This is a genomic window from Paenilisteria newyorkensis (assembly GCF_000766145.1).
Classification (GTDB): domain Bacteria; phylum Bacillota; class Bacilli; order Lactobacillales; family Listeriaceae; genus Listeria_A; species Listeria_A newyorkensis.
In genome coordinates this window covers 394,821-410,725 of the sequence record NZ_JNFB01000012.1, presented here as the reverse complement: position 1 = coordinate 410,725, position 15,905 = coordinate 394,821, and the positions used below count along the sequence as shown (strand labels likewise).

Here is a 15,905-nt window from a genome sequence, read left to right as displayed (position 1 = left end):
CCCTCCCAATTTCATTATATAACTACAAATAGTTGTTATCAACTCTTATTAGTAGTATTTAATCTTTTTTATTTTTTTATACAACAATTCGTTGTAATGTATAGTATGAGGTGTTAATTATGAATGTAAAATATAGTGACAAAATTAAACACGCCAGACAAAAGAAAAGGTTATCTCAAGTAGAGTTAGCTCGACTAATCAATGTATCACAACAAGCTGTTGCAAGCTGGGAAGTTGGGCGTACCGAGCCAAAGTCAGAAAACTTTCATGCCCTTTCTAGAGTCCTAGAACAGCCTATCAGCTATTTTGTAGACAATGAAGAGGAATACCGCCAGTTGTCTTTTAACAAGCTCTATGAGTCTTTAAATGCCTCTGATAAGGAATTAGTAATTAACTACATGCGCTTGTTAAAAAAGCAAGAAGAAGAACGTCAAAATTTCCTTAATTAACCATGCTCACTCTGCCTTGTTGGTCATGGAATGTCTTAAAATAATTTGCTATAATCCTTTTTCAGTTTGGACTGCCCTTTTAGATCATTCCCCCATATCTGGACATATCTCTTCGTGACCTCTAAGGATGAGTGCCCTAACAAAGTAGCAAGTGAAAAAGCATCCATACCTGCCAAAATTGCATTTTTAGCGTAAGTTCTCCTACAAACATGAGGACTTACTTGTTTTTGCACCTTGCACGCCTTACCAGCTTCTCTGAGATTCTGCTGAAACGTATTTTTACTATATGGAAGCTGATCTCTATTAATAAATACTTTGGTATGCGAAATATCTCCTCGTATTTTTAAATAGGAGTCTAATTTCTCCTTCATTCCCTTCGAAATATAGACTATTCTCTGCTTAAGGTTCTTTGATTCGACAACAACGATATAATCATTATGAATATCTTGTATATTAATACCGACTGCTTCCGAAATACGCACTCCCGTATCTAATAACAATTGGAAAATAACCAAATCTCGATAAGAACTAAACGTTTCTTTTTTCTTGAAATGGTTAGCTATTTTCTTAATTTCATCAGAATTTAAAGTCTCTCTTATTTCTTCTCTGACTCTTAATAAACTAAGATTTTCACAGGGGTTTACCTTTATAAAACCTTGCTGATAAAGATAGTTATAATACGCCTTAATAGCCTTTATTTTGCTATTAATTGTATTAATCCTCATAAATCCTTTCCAATACATAATCATGTCCTCAAGGTCTCTCTGCGACAGATGCATGACAGGCTTCTCAACCTGAATATAGTCCCTATCTCTTTTGAGAACATTAATTGCATCCACATAGTACTTAATAGTCGTTTCCCGTACATTTCTAATCCTTCTTGATCGTATAAATTCCTCTAATACAAAATTATCGTCAGGCACAATCGTTTGGTAAACGATTGCCTTCTCTTCTGCACTTAATCGATTACTTCTTCTCATAAAAAAAATGACCTCCCCACTAGACTTACCCACTAGGTCAGAGACTCATTTAGCCTATCAAAAAAGCTTGCGGTCGTGGCGGAATTGACATACGCGCAGGACTCACAAACTTATTGATATTACAGTATTCTTAATCCAAAATGATGCGGCCGAGAGGACTTGAACCTCCACGGGTTTTACCCCACTAGGCCCTCAATTATGCGTGCCGATAAGTATTTCACATTATACAAGAGTACACGCATTCGTATTGCTATATTTCTAAGTTTCATTTCACAAGTAAAAAGTACACAAAAGTATACAAAGGTATGTAGCTCTGCCCCTTTTCTGCCCCACACATATGAAGTAAAACACCGGTCGAATTCTGATCGGTGTTTTACTTAGCCCCTACTCCAATGCTTGTTTGGCCAGTGGCATCAGTTCTTTAAGTTCATCTTCTGTAAATAATTCTTGGTTTGATGGAATTCTAATGAGTAGTTCTGGGAATTTTTTTATTAACTCTCTATCTTTATTATGTTTCTCTTCTTTTACATTTGGCCATTGGCCTGTCTCTGCGTAAATCATCACTTCGTAAGCATCTTGTGGCGACTTAAAAGCTCTATCGGCATTTTCCTTTGATATTGGATAAAACACCGGTTGATCATATGGGCCTTGAGGCCAAGATATTTGATATTCGCCTTCTTTTTCAATAACAGCAAAGCCATTACCTCGATGAATTTTTTCCATGTCCTCACTCCTTATTTATATATCTTAGATACAGTATAATCCGTTGACTTAATTTGATCAATAACTGCCTCTGGAACGCCCCCATCTGTGAAACCTCCTGGAAGCCAATATCCTTGCCACGCCCCCGACTCATTGCCAGATGGAATCCTAATGTTGTTTACCTTCTCAATATTTAATAGTATAGGAGAATCACCTAAATAGCCAGGCTCTAGACCTAATAATTTTTCTAAAACCCTTGGATTACCGCCAGATGCATTGATAGCCGCCGATACTGTATTTTTGGGTAATACATAAGTTCCTGTTAGCGGATCACCAATATCACTGCCATAATACTTTTGAGAACTTTCAAATGCTTCTTTGCTTTGAATTTTCACTGCCCCGTCATCAAATAGCGCTAAATGTTTTTTGATTTCTACGTCTGTCATATATCTTCCTGGGGATGGTCGCTCTCCCTTCGGAGTACTTATTACGCCATCCTCTATTTTCGAAGAGAACCCAGAGTGAGGGAGCTTATCCATTTCTTTCTGAAAATCATGTAACTTACTCCCATAATTCGCTTCATTAGAAATTACACTGGCTGTATTCAAATTTTTTATTTTTCCAAGGTCATTAATTCCTTTTGTAATTCCAAATAAACTAGCAAATAAAATCGTACTACTTGCTAAACCGTAAGCATCCCCTTTTTTATAGGGCTCTAAATAGCTTTCTACAATGCCATTCCACATCATGCCTAGCGTTCCCGATGGATCACTTTTTAAATTTTTCATCAACATAGCAATACTTTCTAGCTGTTTCTCCGGATGTTTCAAGCTTTCTATCGCTCTTTTTCCGAATCCGAAAATAGAATCTCTTGTAGATGCCCCGATTTGACGTACTTTATTTCGATCATATTGGCGATAATCTTTCTCTATTTTAGAAGCGTGTTCACGATCCATTTCCATCAACCACCGCATATCTTGGCTAATTCGGTGCATCGCTTCGCCTTCATTTTGCTGTAATTGCGTTAATTTCTGCCGTAAGAAATCATCTAAATCTTCCATCAGGCCTTGGTTATGACGCATCACCCAAAGCTCATCTGGATCATCTGGAATTGTCCCGATACTCGGTTGCGGCACGCGGAATACGTCACTCTTCGCGTGGTCCAGAATATCACGCTGGGTTTCTGCTAGTTTTTGAAGTCCCCTAGCATCTATTAACATATCTCTGTTCCGATAGGTTGGGCTATCAATCGATTTCAAATCATTTACATACTTCTCCAGATACGTATAGAGTTTTGTCACCGTACCTTGTTGCCGGGAAATGTCGTCTCGGTGGGCGCCGAATTCCATCGAGAGGGCATCCACTAGTTTCCCCTTTTGCTTAGACACAGCATCTTGAACATTCACTAAGACACTATCCAACGTCTCTAAACACGCCTTCATTTTGTGCAGGGACGTCAGTACATCCTCCAATTCTCCCATATTGATTTTAAAGTCCATCAGCCTTTGCCTCCTAACTTGGCATCCGTTTCGATGAACGCACGCACTGCGGTTTGGCTATCCACAAAAGCTTGTTTTAACTTCGTAAATTGGTCCGCTTTTATTTCTGTTACTAATCCTTCTTTTACTTCAATATAGCGTGTCATAAAATCAGGGGAAATCTGCTTATTCAATTTATCCATGGTGTGCTGGATCTTTGTCGCCTCGGCTTTAAAATCCGATACCGCCTGCTCGCCCTTTTTTAATTGTTTCAAAACCCAAGCTGTGTCTATATCAATTTGTGTGGCCATGATTATATCTCCCTCCGTAAAGCGTTTTCTGTTTGCTCACAGCGGGAAATCATGTCTTTGGCTTCCGCTTCTATTTGTTGAAGCCTATGTATCATTTTTTCCTCTATTTCGTGATTTTCATCTTGAATCCCATTTTCCCTGTTCTTAATACCATCCACTATACTCTCTAAACTACGCTTTCTAGCAGATATCGTGTGTCGAACTTGTTCGTAATGTGGCATAGGACACTTCCTCTCGTGTTAGTATCTTCCAATATTCATTATAGCAAATATATAAAAAATAAAAAAGACTCCCAAATGAGAAACTTCATAAGTCACTTGATACTTCCTTCATCACCTGCATAGGTATGAAGTACTTCCAATTTTTCAAACATTTTTGATAGATGTTTTCTTTATCCGTTAATGAGAATGAAATTGCGTCATCACTATCATCTTTTCGAAATTTCATTTTGAGCACCTTTGAAATTCTTGTATATTTTCTTTAAATGATCCGTCACACCTTTCCCCAGCCTAATTCAATCGGTGATTTAAGCACCTTTTCAGATTTATCCCAATTCATTCTCTTTATATTTTATATCCATTTTAACCCTCCCATCTCAAACACACCTTAATTTGGTATATCATAGCAGTAATTACACCATATCTATATAGGAAGTTGGAAGTAAAGCAGATGAGAGTAGTCTTCTTCTAGGCATCTCATACCGATAAAATAAACATTAAATTATTCACTAGAGTTGGAAGGGGTATGCTATAATATAGAAAAAAACAAAAAAGGGATGACTAATTTTGGATATCGAATTAAAACTAAAAGATTTATTCTTTGGAGAAACTGCAGCTGAAGATGAGCTACAGCGTGAACACTTCGAAACTATTTTTTTTGACGATGAAAGCAGATTTGAGAAATTACAGGAACCTAAGAATTTTATCGTTATCGGCGAAAAAGGAACCGGGAAAACGATGCTTGGCAGTTTTTATAGTAAAAAAATGAATCAAATTAAAAATCAACATTGTGAAATAATAAACTCTGGAGAACTATTAATGGACAAGCTAAAAGAGTTTTCCGACAATGATGTTACCCATGAGTATCGCCAATCATTTATCCAGTGGCTCTTATTATCCCAAACAGCCAAACTAATCGTAGAGAATCACCCTATACTTTCTAAAATACCTTTTACACATGTTCGTAAACTAAATAAAATTTTACATTCAAATGAATATAAAAATAAAAGCTTAAAAAATACAAAGATACAGTCTGCAACTCACGAAAGTACAAATAGTATTCAATCAAAAAGCCTCTCGGATCATTCTACTACAATCACCACAAAAAAAGGGTATAATTTAAAACCTAAAGATTATTTTGATAAAATCGATGACTTAAAAAAATATGTATACAAGCAAATGAAAAGACATTCATATTCTGTCATATTTGACGATTTGGATTCCTTAAGTGAACCTCATAAAAGTCAAGAATTTTATAAATTTATAGATACGCTTCTTATCGAGGGGAAATCTCTAAACCAAAAATTCGCCACTATAAAGAAAAGAGAAGATATTAAGCAAAGCAAATATCTCTTTCTTTTGAGACGAGATGTATCCAATTCTTTAAATGCCCACAGTCATAATTTCGCTAAAATAGAGACAACCAATTCTATAGGTCTTTATTGGTTAAGGAACTATCAAAAGAGTTATGAACATCCAATCCTCCAAATTATTTTTAAAAAAATAAGAAGTTCCAATCAAAAACTAAACTCTATAAGCGATAGCAAACTATATAGTTTATTATTCCCTGAAACAATTAATAATACCGATTTTATTAGCTATTTCACAAAGTATACAAGAGGACGTCCTAGAGATTTCATTCTATTTCTTAACACAGTAGCAGAATCATTTCCCGATTCTAATTCTTTTTCTGCGGAAAAAATTATGCAATCTTTACCAGACTACTCTAAAAAATTCATGAGTGAAATACAAAATGAAATGGTTATTAAAACTCCTGAAGAAAGGGCTCTGTTGGAGACGGGAATAAAGCTTTTAAGTGATATGAAAAAAAGAAAATTCCAAATAGCCACTGTGAAATCTTTCTATAATAACCATAAGACAAATTATGCTAAAATTGACTCCATTGAAGACCTTTTACATGCGCTCTATAATTCAAGTATTATAGGAAATACATGGACATATAGAAGTGATAAACCGCAATATTCCTTTGTTTACAGAGATAACTCGCTAACCGGGCTAAACCTAGCCAAAAATATGATACCCCATCACGCACTTTTCAAAACATTAAACATATAAAAAGAACTCCTTTTTTAGGAGTTCTTTTTTCAGATGTAACCACCATCTGATCACTTACCCCCTAATTACAGCGTCCTCATCTTAGGTAAGTTTCCACGCGATTAAAATACTACTTACTTATATACTACCACACAATTATACATTCAAACCAATTATTAATCAACATTAATACGATTCTTATTGAATTTTAATAATCCAATCGAAGAAAACCAGAACACTCATTTACTAATATCCTAATCTAGTTTTTTAAAATCCATATTTTTCTTGATAGTATAGACATTACCTGATACGATATAAACTATAGGCAGAGATACTAGGCTACTAGAGTCCTGTTCTCCACTAAATGCAAAGAGTCACAGAAATACATTTTCCTACGAGGTGATTGAATTTGGAAAAAGAAATAAAATGGACCTGGGATGAAACCTGGGCAGTGATAAGAGGAATACAAGTTCTACTTAGTATAATCATAACTTCTTACTTAGTTAGCGAAGATGTGTCTGAGCTGGGTTTGGTTATTTTTTACAACATATCAGCTACATTCCTACCTTCTATACTTTTTGGTAATAAAAACATATCTAAGATTGTTCAAAAAAAGTTATTCAAAGAAATTAATACAGCCTACTACAACTATCTGGGGGTTTGCGTCGTGTTTTTTGCTAACTTGACTGCTCTTTCGCTAATAACCTATGCTCTGAACACTTCTGGGGTAACTGATATAGAAGTACAAAAAGATATGGCTCTCCTATCATGGATTATCTCTCCCATGGCTATAGCATCCTTCCTAATCGTAGTAGTGATAGCAACCTTAGCATGTGTTGCTTTTCTAATGTTATGTCTAAAATATTCCTTTATATTTTATATCCCGCTTATCTTCTTTACGTTGATGTCCGGACTGTTAACTGTAACAAGTCTTAATGTCGGATCTTTAGAGAGTATTTATTGCATTGCGTCATTTTTAGTCACCTCAGCGCTTTGCGCAGCACTTTACATTACATCGAGAAAACCTAAACAGACAAAACCTCAATTAAATAATAACAAACAAAAATTAAATAGGTATAGGAAAAAATCAGATTAACCATCTGTTTGATACCTAGGTATTTTTCTTTCCCATGGTGATAAACAGTTCCACGATTTGATAAAAATTGAAAGCTTTTCCAGACTCAAAAATTATTATAGAAACCATCCAACACATAATAGATTATAGGAGGAATTATCATAGTTAATTTTATTACTTGGCTCTACGATAAAAAGTGGCGTACACTGATAGTCTTTTTTGTTGCTACTATTATTTTCTTACTACTAAGTTTTCCAATCGCATCTTGGGTTACCCTCGACCATAGAAAAGATATTTTACTGATAATATCTTCTATATATTTAATATTTATTTATTTAATAGCTATCGGCCTTATAATTTCACCAACTTATGAGTTTTCAACGAAATATTTTAAAGATGGGGAAGATCTACTTATTAATTTTGAAATCTTGCCCTTTTCAATTAATAAAGAAAAAAATTATACCCATACAGATACATTTAATAAAATGAAAAGTATTAATTCCAATTTACAATCATTATCTATTTATGATAAAGAATTACTTTTAGCTTATTTAAAGGCTAAAAAAAGTGTACCCATCCCAACTCTAATTATACTTGGAATTACAGCAATCTTTGGAATCATTACCTCCTTATTAGTGAAGTATTATGAGTCTGATCCCCTAGTTCCTCTCTCTATTATTCTTATGGCTTTCTATTTCTTTGCTTATCCAATAAAAAATTTTATTTCAGGGCATCGACGTAGGAACTTAACTGAAAATTATTTAATTCACCTTCTTGAAAACGAAATAGGCCCCCGAAAATAATTCGGAGGCCTATTTTGTTTATAAAGTTGTAAACCGTGCGATATTATCGAAACCGTAGTTATCAACCCGAAGTACATCGGAAGACTTAACCCAGAAATTCCATCCCCAAGCATCTGAAAAAACAGCACAACGTATATAAGTCACTCCGCTGATTTTCTTAGTAACAGTTGGTTTAACCCTAACAACCTCATTTACACCCATGTTAGCACCACCAGAATCACCAGGGAGTCTAATTGTTTTCTTCATAACAGCAGCATACCACCCATTCGATGACACCGGGCATAGTCTTTGTGTTAAAAGCGAAAAGCCCGTAGTACCGCGAAACAATAATTTGCCATCACCAATATAATTCACAATAGCGCCTCGTGGTACTGTGCGTAACAGTTTCTTATTTGAGCCAAATTTCATGTTAAAAATCCCCGTATCTTCCACAGCAATATCCTTTTGTGCAAACGTAATAGACGGGACGCTAAATACTAGCAACCCCGCCATAAGCATAACCATCAATTTTTTCATTTTATAAACTCCCTTTTCATTATTATATTTTTTAGAATCCACGCATTTTCTTCAATAACTGTAAGTTTTGCGAAGTACTACCACGATAGGCATCAATCCCATACTGATGAGCGTATTTTGAACGTGAATAGTAATCAGATGCTTTCTTAACTGATACCAGATAATCAACTAACGACGTTCCCTTATATCCTGATTGAACTGGTTTGCTCGGAGTTGGCGCAGCACCTGCTTTCAGTTTATTCAATAGCGCTGTATTTTGTGTAGATGTGCCAGTGTAGTTTGCAATGCCATATTTGACTGCTAGCTTTTTACGATTCGCCATGCTGGAATCAATTTTTTTACTGTTTAGATAGTCAACAATGCTACCTCCTGAATTCGCAGATGGTTTACTAGGGGTTGGCTGTGGCTTAGGCGTAGTAGGTGCTATTGTTCCACTCGCTTTTGCCAAATCTGCTGCAAATAGAGCTTTATCAATGCCCCATGAAGCCAAGTATGCGTAAGGGTCTTGATGATTGGTACCTCCTAATTTATCCGTTACCCATTTGTGCGATTTAATGCCTTTATCAGTCACTTTAGAACCTGTATCTAGTGTCACTGGAATCCCAGCCTGCTTCGCTAGGTCAGCAAGTAATTGACAATACACGGCATAGTCTTTCGCAAATTGCGCTTTGTCTTTCGTGCGGCATAATTCAACTTGTGCGTAAGCATATCCGTTAGCTTTCGCACCAGCTCCCCATTGCGTATAGCCTGTACTTGCAACTTGAACAACACGGCCACCACCGCCTACAAAATGAGTTACGAATGCGTTTTGCCAATTTCTCGTCATATACGTTACCTCATTATCAATAGTAGAACTAGGATTTGCAGTTTCATGTGCAACTACCATATTACTACTAATAATTTTGTTTTGAGGTAACCCCGGAATTAGTTTCTTTTCCACCGTATATTTTGTCATTATTTATCATCCTCTCCATTTTCTGTTGCTTCCGTTTCACCGCATTCGTATAGCTTTCCTTTTTCAATTAGCTCAGCTTGGCGTTTCCCATTCTTAAATAGGAATGTATTTTTGAAAACTGCGTAAAGCGTTCCTCCAAATACAACTGCTGCAACAATCACAGTAACTGCAGCGTTAATACTTTCTACAGTTAACCAGTCAAAATGAAGATTCAGTGTCATTAACAAGCTATAAATGGCCATCAACAAACCTGTCAATTGCGTAACCCATTGCTTTTTTGTACTCATAATTACCACCCCCTTTCCATAAAAAATAACGCTGAATGAGCGTTATAATTTTGGTGTGTTATTTAAAAAAATAATTAGCAAGTGGGGACGCGATTGCAGCAATAACGGTGAGTCCAATCCCTACAGCCCCAATAACTGCAACGATAATTCTCCCCTTGGTATCAATTTTTGTTTTGCTCAAATCTTTCTCACTCTCAATTTTCACTAAAGATACAGCATGCTCATTGAGTTTTTCATTTATTTTCTTTTGATCCACCGCTTGTTCTTTTACTGATTCTTTCGTTTCTCTCGTATTTAATTCAATGTTAGTTAATATGGCATTTGTTTTTGCATTGGATAATCGAAGTTCTCCAACAATATCTTCTAAACCATTTACTCGCCTATTAATTTTAGCCTTATGCTTTTGAAAATCTTTTTGCGTGACATACTCTATTTCTGTTTTTTGCGGTGATTCCATGCCATAACACCCCCGTATATCGCAATGCCCAGTTGCAAAATTGCCATCATAGAATACCTTGCCGCGAATAAAGTATAGTCTGTCGTATCAAACCGGGCGATAGCGTATAAAAACATGACACATGCACCAATCGATCCACCAAAAAGAAAAGAAACATAAGCTGTTTTTGTTTTGGTCACAATTCCGAACATCAATAGAATAGAACTACTTAAAAATATCAGCCCCCACATATCCATCGTAAATAAACTCCCTAATTGTTGGTACAGTAGACTATGTTCTATCACTTGGTTCCCAGAAATTATGAAGAAAAGCCCCGTCAGCAGATTGTATAACAACATCACAAATGCAATTCCTTCTATTGAATCGTCATATTTTTTATCTTTCATTATCAACAACCCCTTTCTTACCAATAAAAATAGCGCTACTCAGCGCTTACTTCTTCTTGTTTTGCATAGTGCTCATCTAATGCTTGCTGCACCTGATCCCTATAGCGCATTGGAACATCCTCTATCATCCTATCTACATCCTCATCGAGTATAGACTCAACAAATTTTTTAATTAAAAAACTCATATCGGCACCTCTATTCTAAACTTTCTGTTATGATATCTAGCAATATTTCTCGCAGTTCCACATTATCTTGCTTTGCGACTTCAATCTCTTTTACTAGTAATTCTGCTTGGCTTGGTTGAGGCGGAATCATTTCAGGTGTTTCGCCATTTATCCACCGTTTCCCATTCCAAGTTGCATCATTCGCAGGACTCGGTGCAGGTTCCCATGTACAGTTATCAGGTAATATAAAAATCTCCTTTATTAAAACATCCGGAATATGAGTTGGCTCAAGAAAAATAGTTTCTATCTTTATCTCACTTTCCTCACCTTCAGCTAGGTTCTCAGTATTATTCTCACGTTCAATAGTAACCTCCTGTAGTGGAAATAATAATTTTTGATGTTCACTTGCTTCACCGAAATCATTAAATTCCTTACCATCATCCGTAATGTAGATATACTTGGGGAATACAATACTATCTTTTAAAAAAATACGATTTTCATCAAATTCATAGGCTAGTTGGAAATTCATACTATCACCTCTTTCGTTAGGTACATCATAGTATGCAGCGCTACATTCACTGTGGTGCTTCCAATTGCTACAACTTCCATATTCCCATTCACAGGGTTTATATACAGGTTTGTTTGATTTGATGCTACACTTGACTGCTGCGCTCCAGTAAATGCAGTTTGCCAAATCGCATCTGGTAAAAATAGAGTGGGCATCGTTGCAAATAACCCTGAGTTGCCGCTAATCCAACCAACTACCCAGATTAAATAGCGATTTCCTAATGGGATTGCTAAGTACCCCACAGTGCTATTATTTTGTGCTGTAAAACCATTTTTTAATGTAAGCGGGGTAATCGGAGTATTGAAATCCTTTTTCAATTTATCAATTTTCGATTGTGAGCCTAGGACGGTTTCTATATCAATGCCAAAAAGCGACATTATTTTGGTTCTAAAGTCAATAAATAAGCCATTCGCTTTCAGATAGGGGGAAGCCCCTACACCGATATAGGCAGAATTGATTGTTTTCCCAACACCACTTATCCCCATTTCTGCCAGTCGGTCACCAGACCTCACACCTGGCCCCCTAGCCCATGACATATTTTCTGTTACATTACTTGCATCAAAATACATAGCAGAGTTAATTTTACTCACGTCTAATGTCAGAGAACCATCTACTTCAACATTACCTCGGATATACGGTTTATCCCCATTTCTGCCAAACTCCATAAGATTTTTCATCGTAACAGTGTTTGAAGCTGGTTTCTCGACTCCGTTAATGATTGATTTAGTCCAAGTAGCACTAAGTGGTGCAATCCCTGTAGCATAGGTTGTTGTGGTCGAAATCGGATTAATCCGCAAATCACCATCTGCTATAATCTCTGTTCCGCCAACAATTACATCAACATATTTTCCCCATTTCGTTGCTGATGTGCCTATTTGTATCCGTACAATCGTTCCGGCTTGCTGTAACCCAATATAATGCCTCAAACCTCCACAACTCACATTAAAGGCTGATTCTGCTGTACTATTTAGTGTACCTGTTGCAACGTCCCCTGATTTTTTCAGAGCATCCATTGCAATCAATGTTTGCTCTAACAACGTAAGTTTTGCGCTCAATGAGTCTGAATCGTCTTCGAGAGCTGTTATCTCAACTCGCAATTCCTCTAACATCTTCCGTAACTCCGTATCCAAGTTTTCGAAGTTCGCTATATATTCAGCCTTCACATCTTCTAAATCACGAATATACACTTGATAAATAACTTCTATATCTTGATCAATAAGCGCTTGATTTATTCTAAAATGAAATTTATGCACAGATAATGATTGCCCCTGATTGTACCGCAAATATATCTCTGCCTGCACTGATCCATAATGCTTGATTGTTTCACTATCAATAATATATGTTATCTGACTCATTTCTTTGTTCACTTGGCAAATATCTTGTACTACAAAGCCGCTGCCCTTCATATAAATTGTTGCAGATAGTGAGCTCATTGGAAGTGGAATATCATTTTTTTCAATATCAAATATTAAGCGAGCTGTTTTAATATCCTGTGTAGAAAAACTGCCTTTTAGATCGATTGAATTTTGGTGCAAACTAGATATTTCTAAATCCGTTCCTAAATCTTTATAAATTTCATTAATGGCCATTAGACTAACATACCTCCGTTCTTAGTAAGAGTTTGAGTAGTAGCCTCAACCTTAAATGGGGGATTTATTTGCACAATCGACGCATCTGAAATAACCCCATAGGTGTTCCCTGCCCCCGTGTTTGTATAAGGAAAGTTGGAATGTGAAGTATACTGATCAATTTGCGCTGCATATTGATTCAAAAAATAACTACTATGCGCTCCACCTTTTCCTGAATCAATAACAATCGCAGGTACTAGGTTCGTTTTAGCCTTACTGTCATCAAACCTACACAATCCTACACTCGCATAGCCACATCTTGTAAATACAAACGTTCCTTTCTTTTGTGGAGTTTGGTCGGCATTTATTTGGTTCAATCCGACAATAGAAAGGTAACCTAAGCAATCTTGAAAATTAATATGACGAACAAAAACGCCTGTTTGACTTTTTGAAGGTTCTACAGAAGCGCTATTTGTTCCTCTAATGAAAATTGCACTTATCTGCTTATCTCGTATATAAACATCCTCATTATAAGTCCCTGGTACAATATTTATATACACAGCACTGCTATTCATGGCTCGCGGAATTTGTTGGACTGCTTTGTTGATTGTTTTAAATGGCGCATCTAAGGCACCTGTTCCGGTCGTATCATTCCCTTTACTCGCATCAACATAAAGTTCCAAATTAGCCTCAGCTGCACCATAAATGGCTTTTAGTTGAGCCTCTAACTCTCGGTTAGTCTGTTCATAAACAGCCATACGTGTATTCATCTCCGCTAGTAGATTGGCCATTGCCTGTTCAAAAACGGTTAATCTACTACTTAACGTAGGATGAATAGTACCATTTAAACTGGTCCTTGCATCGACAACTTCTGTTATATCATTTCCCGACACATTTAAAATTAAATTATCAATTCGAGATTTCGTATATGAGTCATACTTCATTAAGTCCAACAGACGATTATTTAAAACGTCTACATTTCCATTAAACACTTGCCTAAAATTGCTATCGTTTAATGCGTTATTCTCCCATTTCTTTAATTCACTCATTTGGAAGCTCCTTTCTTCAATTTCTTAATTACTTTTAAAATATCTCGCTGAATATTGATCATGTCTTTTTTAGCATTAGAAAAAGTTAGTTCTGGGGGCTTACTTTTAACTAAAGGATATTTAATATAGCCAACGAGTTGTACATCTAATTTCATATCTAGCTCTGTATGCACGATAATAACGTAGTCACCCTTCTCTACCTGATATGGTAGTTTCATAACTACACTGCATGAAATGGCCGGATAATATTGTAGTTCTCTTTCTAAACGAATGAGCATGCTATTGTTATCAGAGTAGCGTTCATCCTCAACAGGCGCCGCTATTCTGAGTCCCCATCTTTCGAAGGCTGCTTGATTACGATAAATCACTGGTGGGAAGTACCCCGACATTATTCCCCGTATCTCTGTTCTTAAATTTGTCGTGTCACAATCTAGTGTAAATTCATCCGTATTATAGTTGTATCGTATTGTGTTCTCTGTCTTAATCCCATATTCACTTTTCGCATAAAATACCAAGTGTTTCTTGTCAGCAATAATAACTGCAAAATAATCATTTAAAACCTCGTTTACTAGGTCCAAAAGATTGGCGTTACCAAAGTTCTCTTGCTCAACACTCGGGAACGTTCCAACAGTTGTCCAGGTAAACCCTAGTGTGTTTTTATCAAAAATATGGTGCAATAATTGTGCTATCGTTTTCTTTCCAGATATGACGTCATATTGAAAATCATATTGCATCGTGTACATAATATGGACCGCCGTTACTTCCTTTGTTTGTCGCATGCCATTAAAGTTATGATTCATTTGCTTAATTACAAACTCTTGATTATCAAAAAGAACAGAACTCTCAAAATTAATAAGGTCAAAAGTAAACTTATTTTTTCGTGTTTTCGTTACCGACAATTTTAATTGCCAACTAGTATTCTCTTGCCACTCTTCTTGAAAATTCGACCTATCAAAATCTGTCAATATCTCAGCGTAATTGTTATCAAAATCTTGGATCACTACATTTTTCAGCTTAATCACCTACTTATATAAGAACGGAAAATCGAACGATACGTTCAATCTGCTTGCATTTAATATTTCAAATGCATTCCATCCTTTTCTCAAGGAAATAAGTTCATGATTCGTTGACCTACCTGATTCAATACCGTTTAGCTTTGGATAGACACCGTCAATCGTTAACACTTCCCCTTCATTTAATGCCGGATAGTAAATGAAACGATCGCCTGTAGTCTGATTGTATAGTTGCATTCCGCCTGTATTGGAAGCAAAATCATCTGGTCTTAGCCCGTTTTCACTTTTACCGGTAATTGTAATGAGTAAGTCATGGAAATTCGGATTAACATCAAAATCCCCTGCATTGAATACCTTGAATCTATTAGTTGCAAAAGAATACTCAAATTCAGTCCCTATAAGACCTTGCCCTGTCTGCCACAATTCAGAATCCGTAGTAAACGGAGACAAAGTGGTGCCAATACTTTCTCCATATCCTCGAAAAACATTAAATTCAATATCAAATTTACCCGTTTTAAAATTTGCTTTTGTAATATCAAAAGGCAGTGGTTTAACCATGTATTGAATACCTGGCATTCTTTTAAAACGAATATAGTACCCTTTCCTATCAAAGAACAGCCCATAAACTTCTTGCTGTTTTAAATAAAAATCATGAAGATCCTTGGCTTGGGTTACGAAATGACAAATTATTTTCCTACTTTCAAAAGTTCCATCCGTGTCAATCATGCCATCATGTCCTGCTAAATTGATAAATTCAGTTTCAACTTCGGGGGACGAAAGTAAATGACTCAAAAAATCGACTCCAATAGTATCTTTGCTAACTGTAATCTGTTCTCCTGTATCCGGCTTATAAATGTACATCTCATTCATG

19 protein-coding genes are annotated in these 15,905 nt (G+C 36.2%); 3 read left to right on the top strand and 16 right to left on the bottom strand.

The window, feature by feature from the left end; all coding sequences use genetic code 11:
* The first annotated feature begins 119 nt into the window (after window positions 1-119).
* On the top strand, window positions 120-449 hold the full coding sequence (locus EP58_RS06570) for a helix-turn-helix transcriptional regulator (protein ID WP_036091403.1): 330 nt from the start codon (window positions 120-122) through the stop codon (window positions 447-449).
* Window positions 450-484: 35 nt separating this feature from the next.
* On the opposite strand, the gene EP58_RS06565 is transcribed toward EP58_RS06570, so the two are convergent.
* From EP58_RS06565 to EP58_RS06545, 5 genes are all read right to left on the bottom strand, one after another.
* Complete coding sequence (locus tag EP58_RS06565) at window positions 485-1,429, bottom strand: tyrosine-type recombinase/integrase (RefSeq protein ID WP_036091401.1); 945 nt, start codon at window positions 1,427-1,429, stop codon at window positions 485-487.
* Between the two features lie 384 nt (window positions 1,430-1,813).
* Window positions 1,814-2,152, bottom strand: a complete 339-nt coding sequence (locus EP58_RS06560) for a hypothetical protein (RefSeq protein ID WP_036091398.1) — start codon at window positions 2,150-2,152, stop codon at window positions 1,814-1,816.
* Window positions 2,153-2,163: 11 nt separating this feature from the next.
* The gene (locus EP58_RS16960; RefSeq protein ID WP_052171379.1) at window positions 2,164-3,630 is read right to left on the bottom strand and encodes a hypothetical protein; all 1,467 of its coding nucleotides are present in this window, start codon (window positions 3,628-3,630) and stop codon (window positions 2,164-2,166) included.
* Window positions 3,630-3,920, bottom strand: a complete 291-nt coding sequence (locus tag EP58_RS06550) for a hypothetical protein (protein WP_036091397.1) — start codon at window positions 3,918-3,920, stop codon at window positions 3,630-3,632. Before EP58_RS06550 ends, EP58_RS16960 begins: the two co-directional genes overlap by 1 nt.
* Window positions 3,921-3,922: 2 nt before the next feature.
* On the bottom strand, window positions 3,923-4,141 hold the full coding sequence (locus tag EP58_RS06545; RefSeq protein ID WP_036091395.1) for a hypothetical protein: 219 nt from the start codon (window positions 4,139-4,141) through the stop codon (window positions 3,923-3,925).
* A 564-nt stretch (window positions 4,142-4,705) separates the two neighbouring features.
* On the opposite strand from EP58_RS06545, the gene EP58_RS06540 reads away from it, so the two are divergent.
* Both EP58_RS06540 and EP58_RS06535 read left to right on the top strand, forming a co-directional pair.
* A complete protein-coding gene (locus EP58_RS06540; RefSeq protein WP_036091393.1) occupies window positions 4,706-6,214 on the top strand; it encodes a P-loop ATPase, Sll1717 family in 1,509 nt (502 codons plus the stop codon).
* Window positions 6,215-6,602: 388 nt separating this feature from the next.
* Entirely contained in the window at window positions 6,603-7,289 is a 687-nt protein-coding gene (locus EP58_RS06535; RefSeq protein ID WP_036091390.1) for a hypothetical protein, read from the top strand.
* Between the two features lie 800 nt (window positions 7,290-8,089).
* Here the strand turns inward: EP58_RS06535 and EP58_RS06525 are convergent.
* The 11 genes from EP58_RS06525 to EP58_RS06475 all read right to left on the bottom strand — a co-directional run bounded on the left by EP58_RS06525 (window position 8,090) and on the right by EP58_RS06475 (window position 15,904).
* A complete protein-coding gene (locus EP58_RS06525) occupies window positions 8,090-8,587 on the bottom strand; it encodes a hypothetical protein (RefSeq protein WP_052171378.1) in 498 nt (165 codons plus the stop codon).
* A 31-nt stretch (window positions 8,588-8,618) separates the two neighbouring features.
* Entirely contained in the window at window positions 8,619-9,473 is an 855-nt protein-coding gene (locus EP58_RS16955) for an N-acetylmuramoyl-L-alanine amidase (RefSeq protein ID WP_241481001.1), read from the bottom strand.
* A gap of 68 nt (window positions 9,474-9,541) precedes the next feature.
* Entirely contained in the window at window positions 9,542-9,829 is a 288-nt protein-coding gene (locus EP58_RS06510; RefSeq protein WP_052171376.1) for a hypothetical protein, read from the bottom strand.
* Between the two features lie 58 nt (window positions 9,830-9,887).
* Complete coding sequence (locus EP58_RS06505) at window positions 9,888-10,286, bottom strand: hypothetical protein (protein ID WP_036091385.1); 399 nt, start codon at window positions 10,284-10,286, stop codon at window positions 9,888-9,890.
* Entirely contained in the window at window positions 10,259-10,672 is a 414-nt protein-coding gene (locus EP58_RS06500) for a hypothetical protein (RefSeq protein ID WP_036091382.1), read from the bottom strand. Before EP58_RS06500 ends, EP58_RS06505 begins: the two co-directional genes overlap by 28 nt.
* 35 nt (window positions 10,673-10,707) lie before the next feature.
* The gene (locus tag EP58_RS17585) at window positions 10,708-10,857 is read right to left on the bottom strand and encodes a hypothetical protein (RefSeq protein ID WP_167333278.1); all 150 of its coding nucleotides are present in this window, start codon (window positions 10,855-10,857) and stop codon (window positions 10,708-10,710) included.
* A gap of 10 nt (window positions 10,858-10,867) precedes the next feature.
* Window positions 10,868-11,365 carry a hypothetical protein gene (locus EP58_RS06495; RefSeq protein WP_036091381.1) on the bottom strand — a complete coding sequence of 166 codons (498 nt, stop codon included), beginning with the start codon at window positions 11,363-11,365 and terminating at the stop codon, window positions 10,868-10,870.
* Window positions 11,362-12,993 carry a BppU family phage baseplate upper protein gene (locus EP58_RS06490; protein ID WP_036091379.1) on the bottom strand — a complete coding sequence of 544 codons (1,632 nt, stop codon included), beginning with the start codon at window positions 12,991-12,993 and terminating at the stop codon, window positions 11,362-11,364. Before EP58_RS06490 ends, EP58_RS06495 begins: the two co-directional genes overlap by 4 nt.
* On the bottom strand, window positions 12,993-14,021 hold the full coding sequence (locus tag EP58_RS06485; RefSeq protein WP_052171375.1) for a hypothetical protein: 1,029 nt from the start codon (window positions 14,019-14,021) through the stop codon (window positions 12,993-12,995). The genes EP58_RS06490 and EP58_RS06485 overlap by 1 nt, the downstream gene beginning before the upstream one ends.
* Window positions 14,018-15,022 (bottom strand): phage tail protein, encoded by a 1,005-nt coding sequence (locus EP58_RS06480; protein ID WP_052171374.1) that lies wholly within the window; start codon window positions 15,020-15,022, stop codon window positions 14,018-14,020. Before EP58_RS06480 ends, EP58_RS06485 begins: the two co-directional genes overlap by 4 nt.
* A gap of 21 nt (window positions 15,023-15,043) precedes the next feature.
* Window positions 15,044-15,904, bottom strand: coding sequence for a phage tail family protein (locus EP58_RS06475; protein WP_052171373.1), 861 nt, complete (start codon window positions 15,902-15,904; stop codon window positions 15,044-15,046).
* Window position 15,905 lies beyond the last annotated feature (1 nt).

Coding starts and splice junctions, on each gene's coding strand:
- EP58_RS06570 (WP_036091403.1), top strand. CDS start 120: ATGAATGTAAAATATAGTGACAAAATTAAACACGCCAGACAAAAGAAA.
- EP58_RS06565 (WP_036091401.1), bottom strand. CDS start 1,429: ATGAGAAGAAGTAATCGATTAAGTGCAGAAGAGAAGGCAATCGTTTAC.
- EP58_RS06560 (WP_036091398.1), bottom strand. CDS start 2,152: ATGGAAAAAATTCATCGAGGTAATGGCTTTGCTGTTATTGAAAAAGAA.
- EP58_RS16960 (WP_052171379.1), bottom strand. CDS start 3,630: ATGGACTTTAAAATCAATATGGGAGAATTGGAGGATGTACTGACGTCC.
- EP58_RS06550 (WP_036091397.1), bottom strand. CDS start 3,920: ATGGCCACACAAATTGATATAGACACAGCTTGGGTTTTGAAACAATTA.
- EP58_RS06545 (WP_036091395.1), bottom strand. CDS start 4,141: ATGCCACATTACGAACAAGTTCGACACACGATATCTGCTAGAAAGCGT.
- EP58_RS06525 (WP_052171378.1), bottom strand. CDS start 8,587: ATGAAAAAATTGATGGTTATGCTTATGGCGGGGTTGCTAGTATTTAGC.
- EP58_RS16955 (WP_241481001.1), bottom strand. CDS start 9,473: ATGGTAGTTGCACATGAAACTGCAAATCCTAGTTCTACTATTGATAAT.
- EP58_RS06510 (WP_052171376.1), bottom strand. CDS start 9,829: ATGAGTACAAAAAAGCAATGGGTTACGCAATTGACAGGTTTGTTGATG.
- EP58_RS06505 (WP_036091385.1), bottom strand. CDS start 10,286: ATGGAATCACCGCAAAAAACAGAAATAGAGTATGTCACGCAAAAAGAT.
- EP58_RS06500 (WP_036091382.1), bottom strand. CDS start 10,672: ATGAAAGATAAAAAATATGACGATTCAATAGAAGGAATTGCATTTGTG.
- EP58_RS17585 (WP_167333278.1), bottom strand. CDS start 10,857: ATGAGTTTTTTAATTAAAAAATTTGTTGAGTCTATACTCGATGAGGAT.
- EP58_RS06495 (WP_036091381.1), bottom strand. CDS start 11,365: ATGAATTTCCAACTAGCCTATGAATTTGATGAAAATCGTATTTTTTTA.
- EP58_RS06490 (WP_036091379.1), bottom strand. CDS start 12,993: ATGGCCATTAATGAAATTTATAAAGATTTAGGAACGGATTTAGAAATA.
- EP58_RS06485 (WP_052171375.1), bottom strand. CDS start 14,021: ATGAGTGAATTAAAGAAATGGGAGAATAACGCATTAAACGATAGCAAT.
- EP58_RS06475 (WP_052171373.1), bottom strand. CDS start 15,904: ATGAATGAGATGTACATTTATAAGCCGGATACAGGAGAACAGATTACA.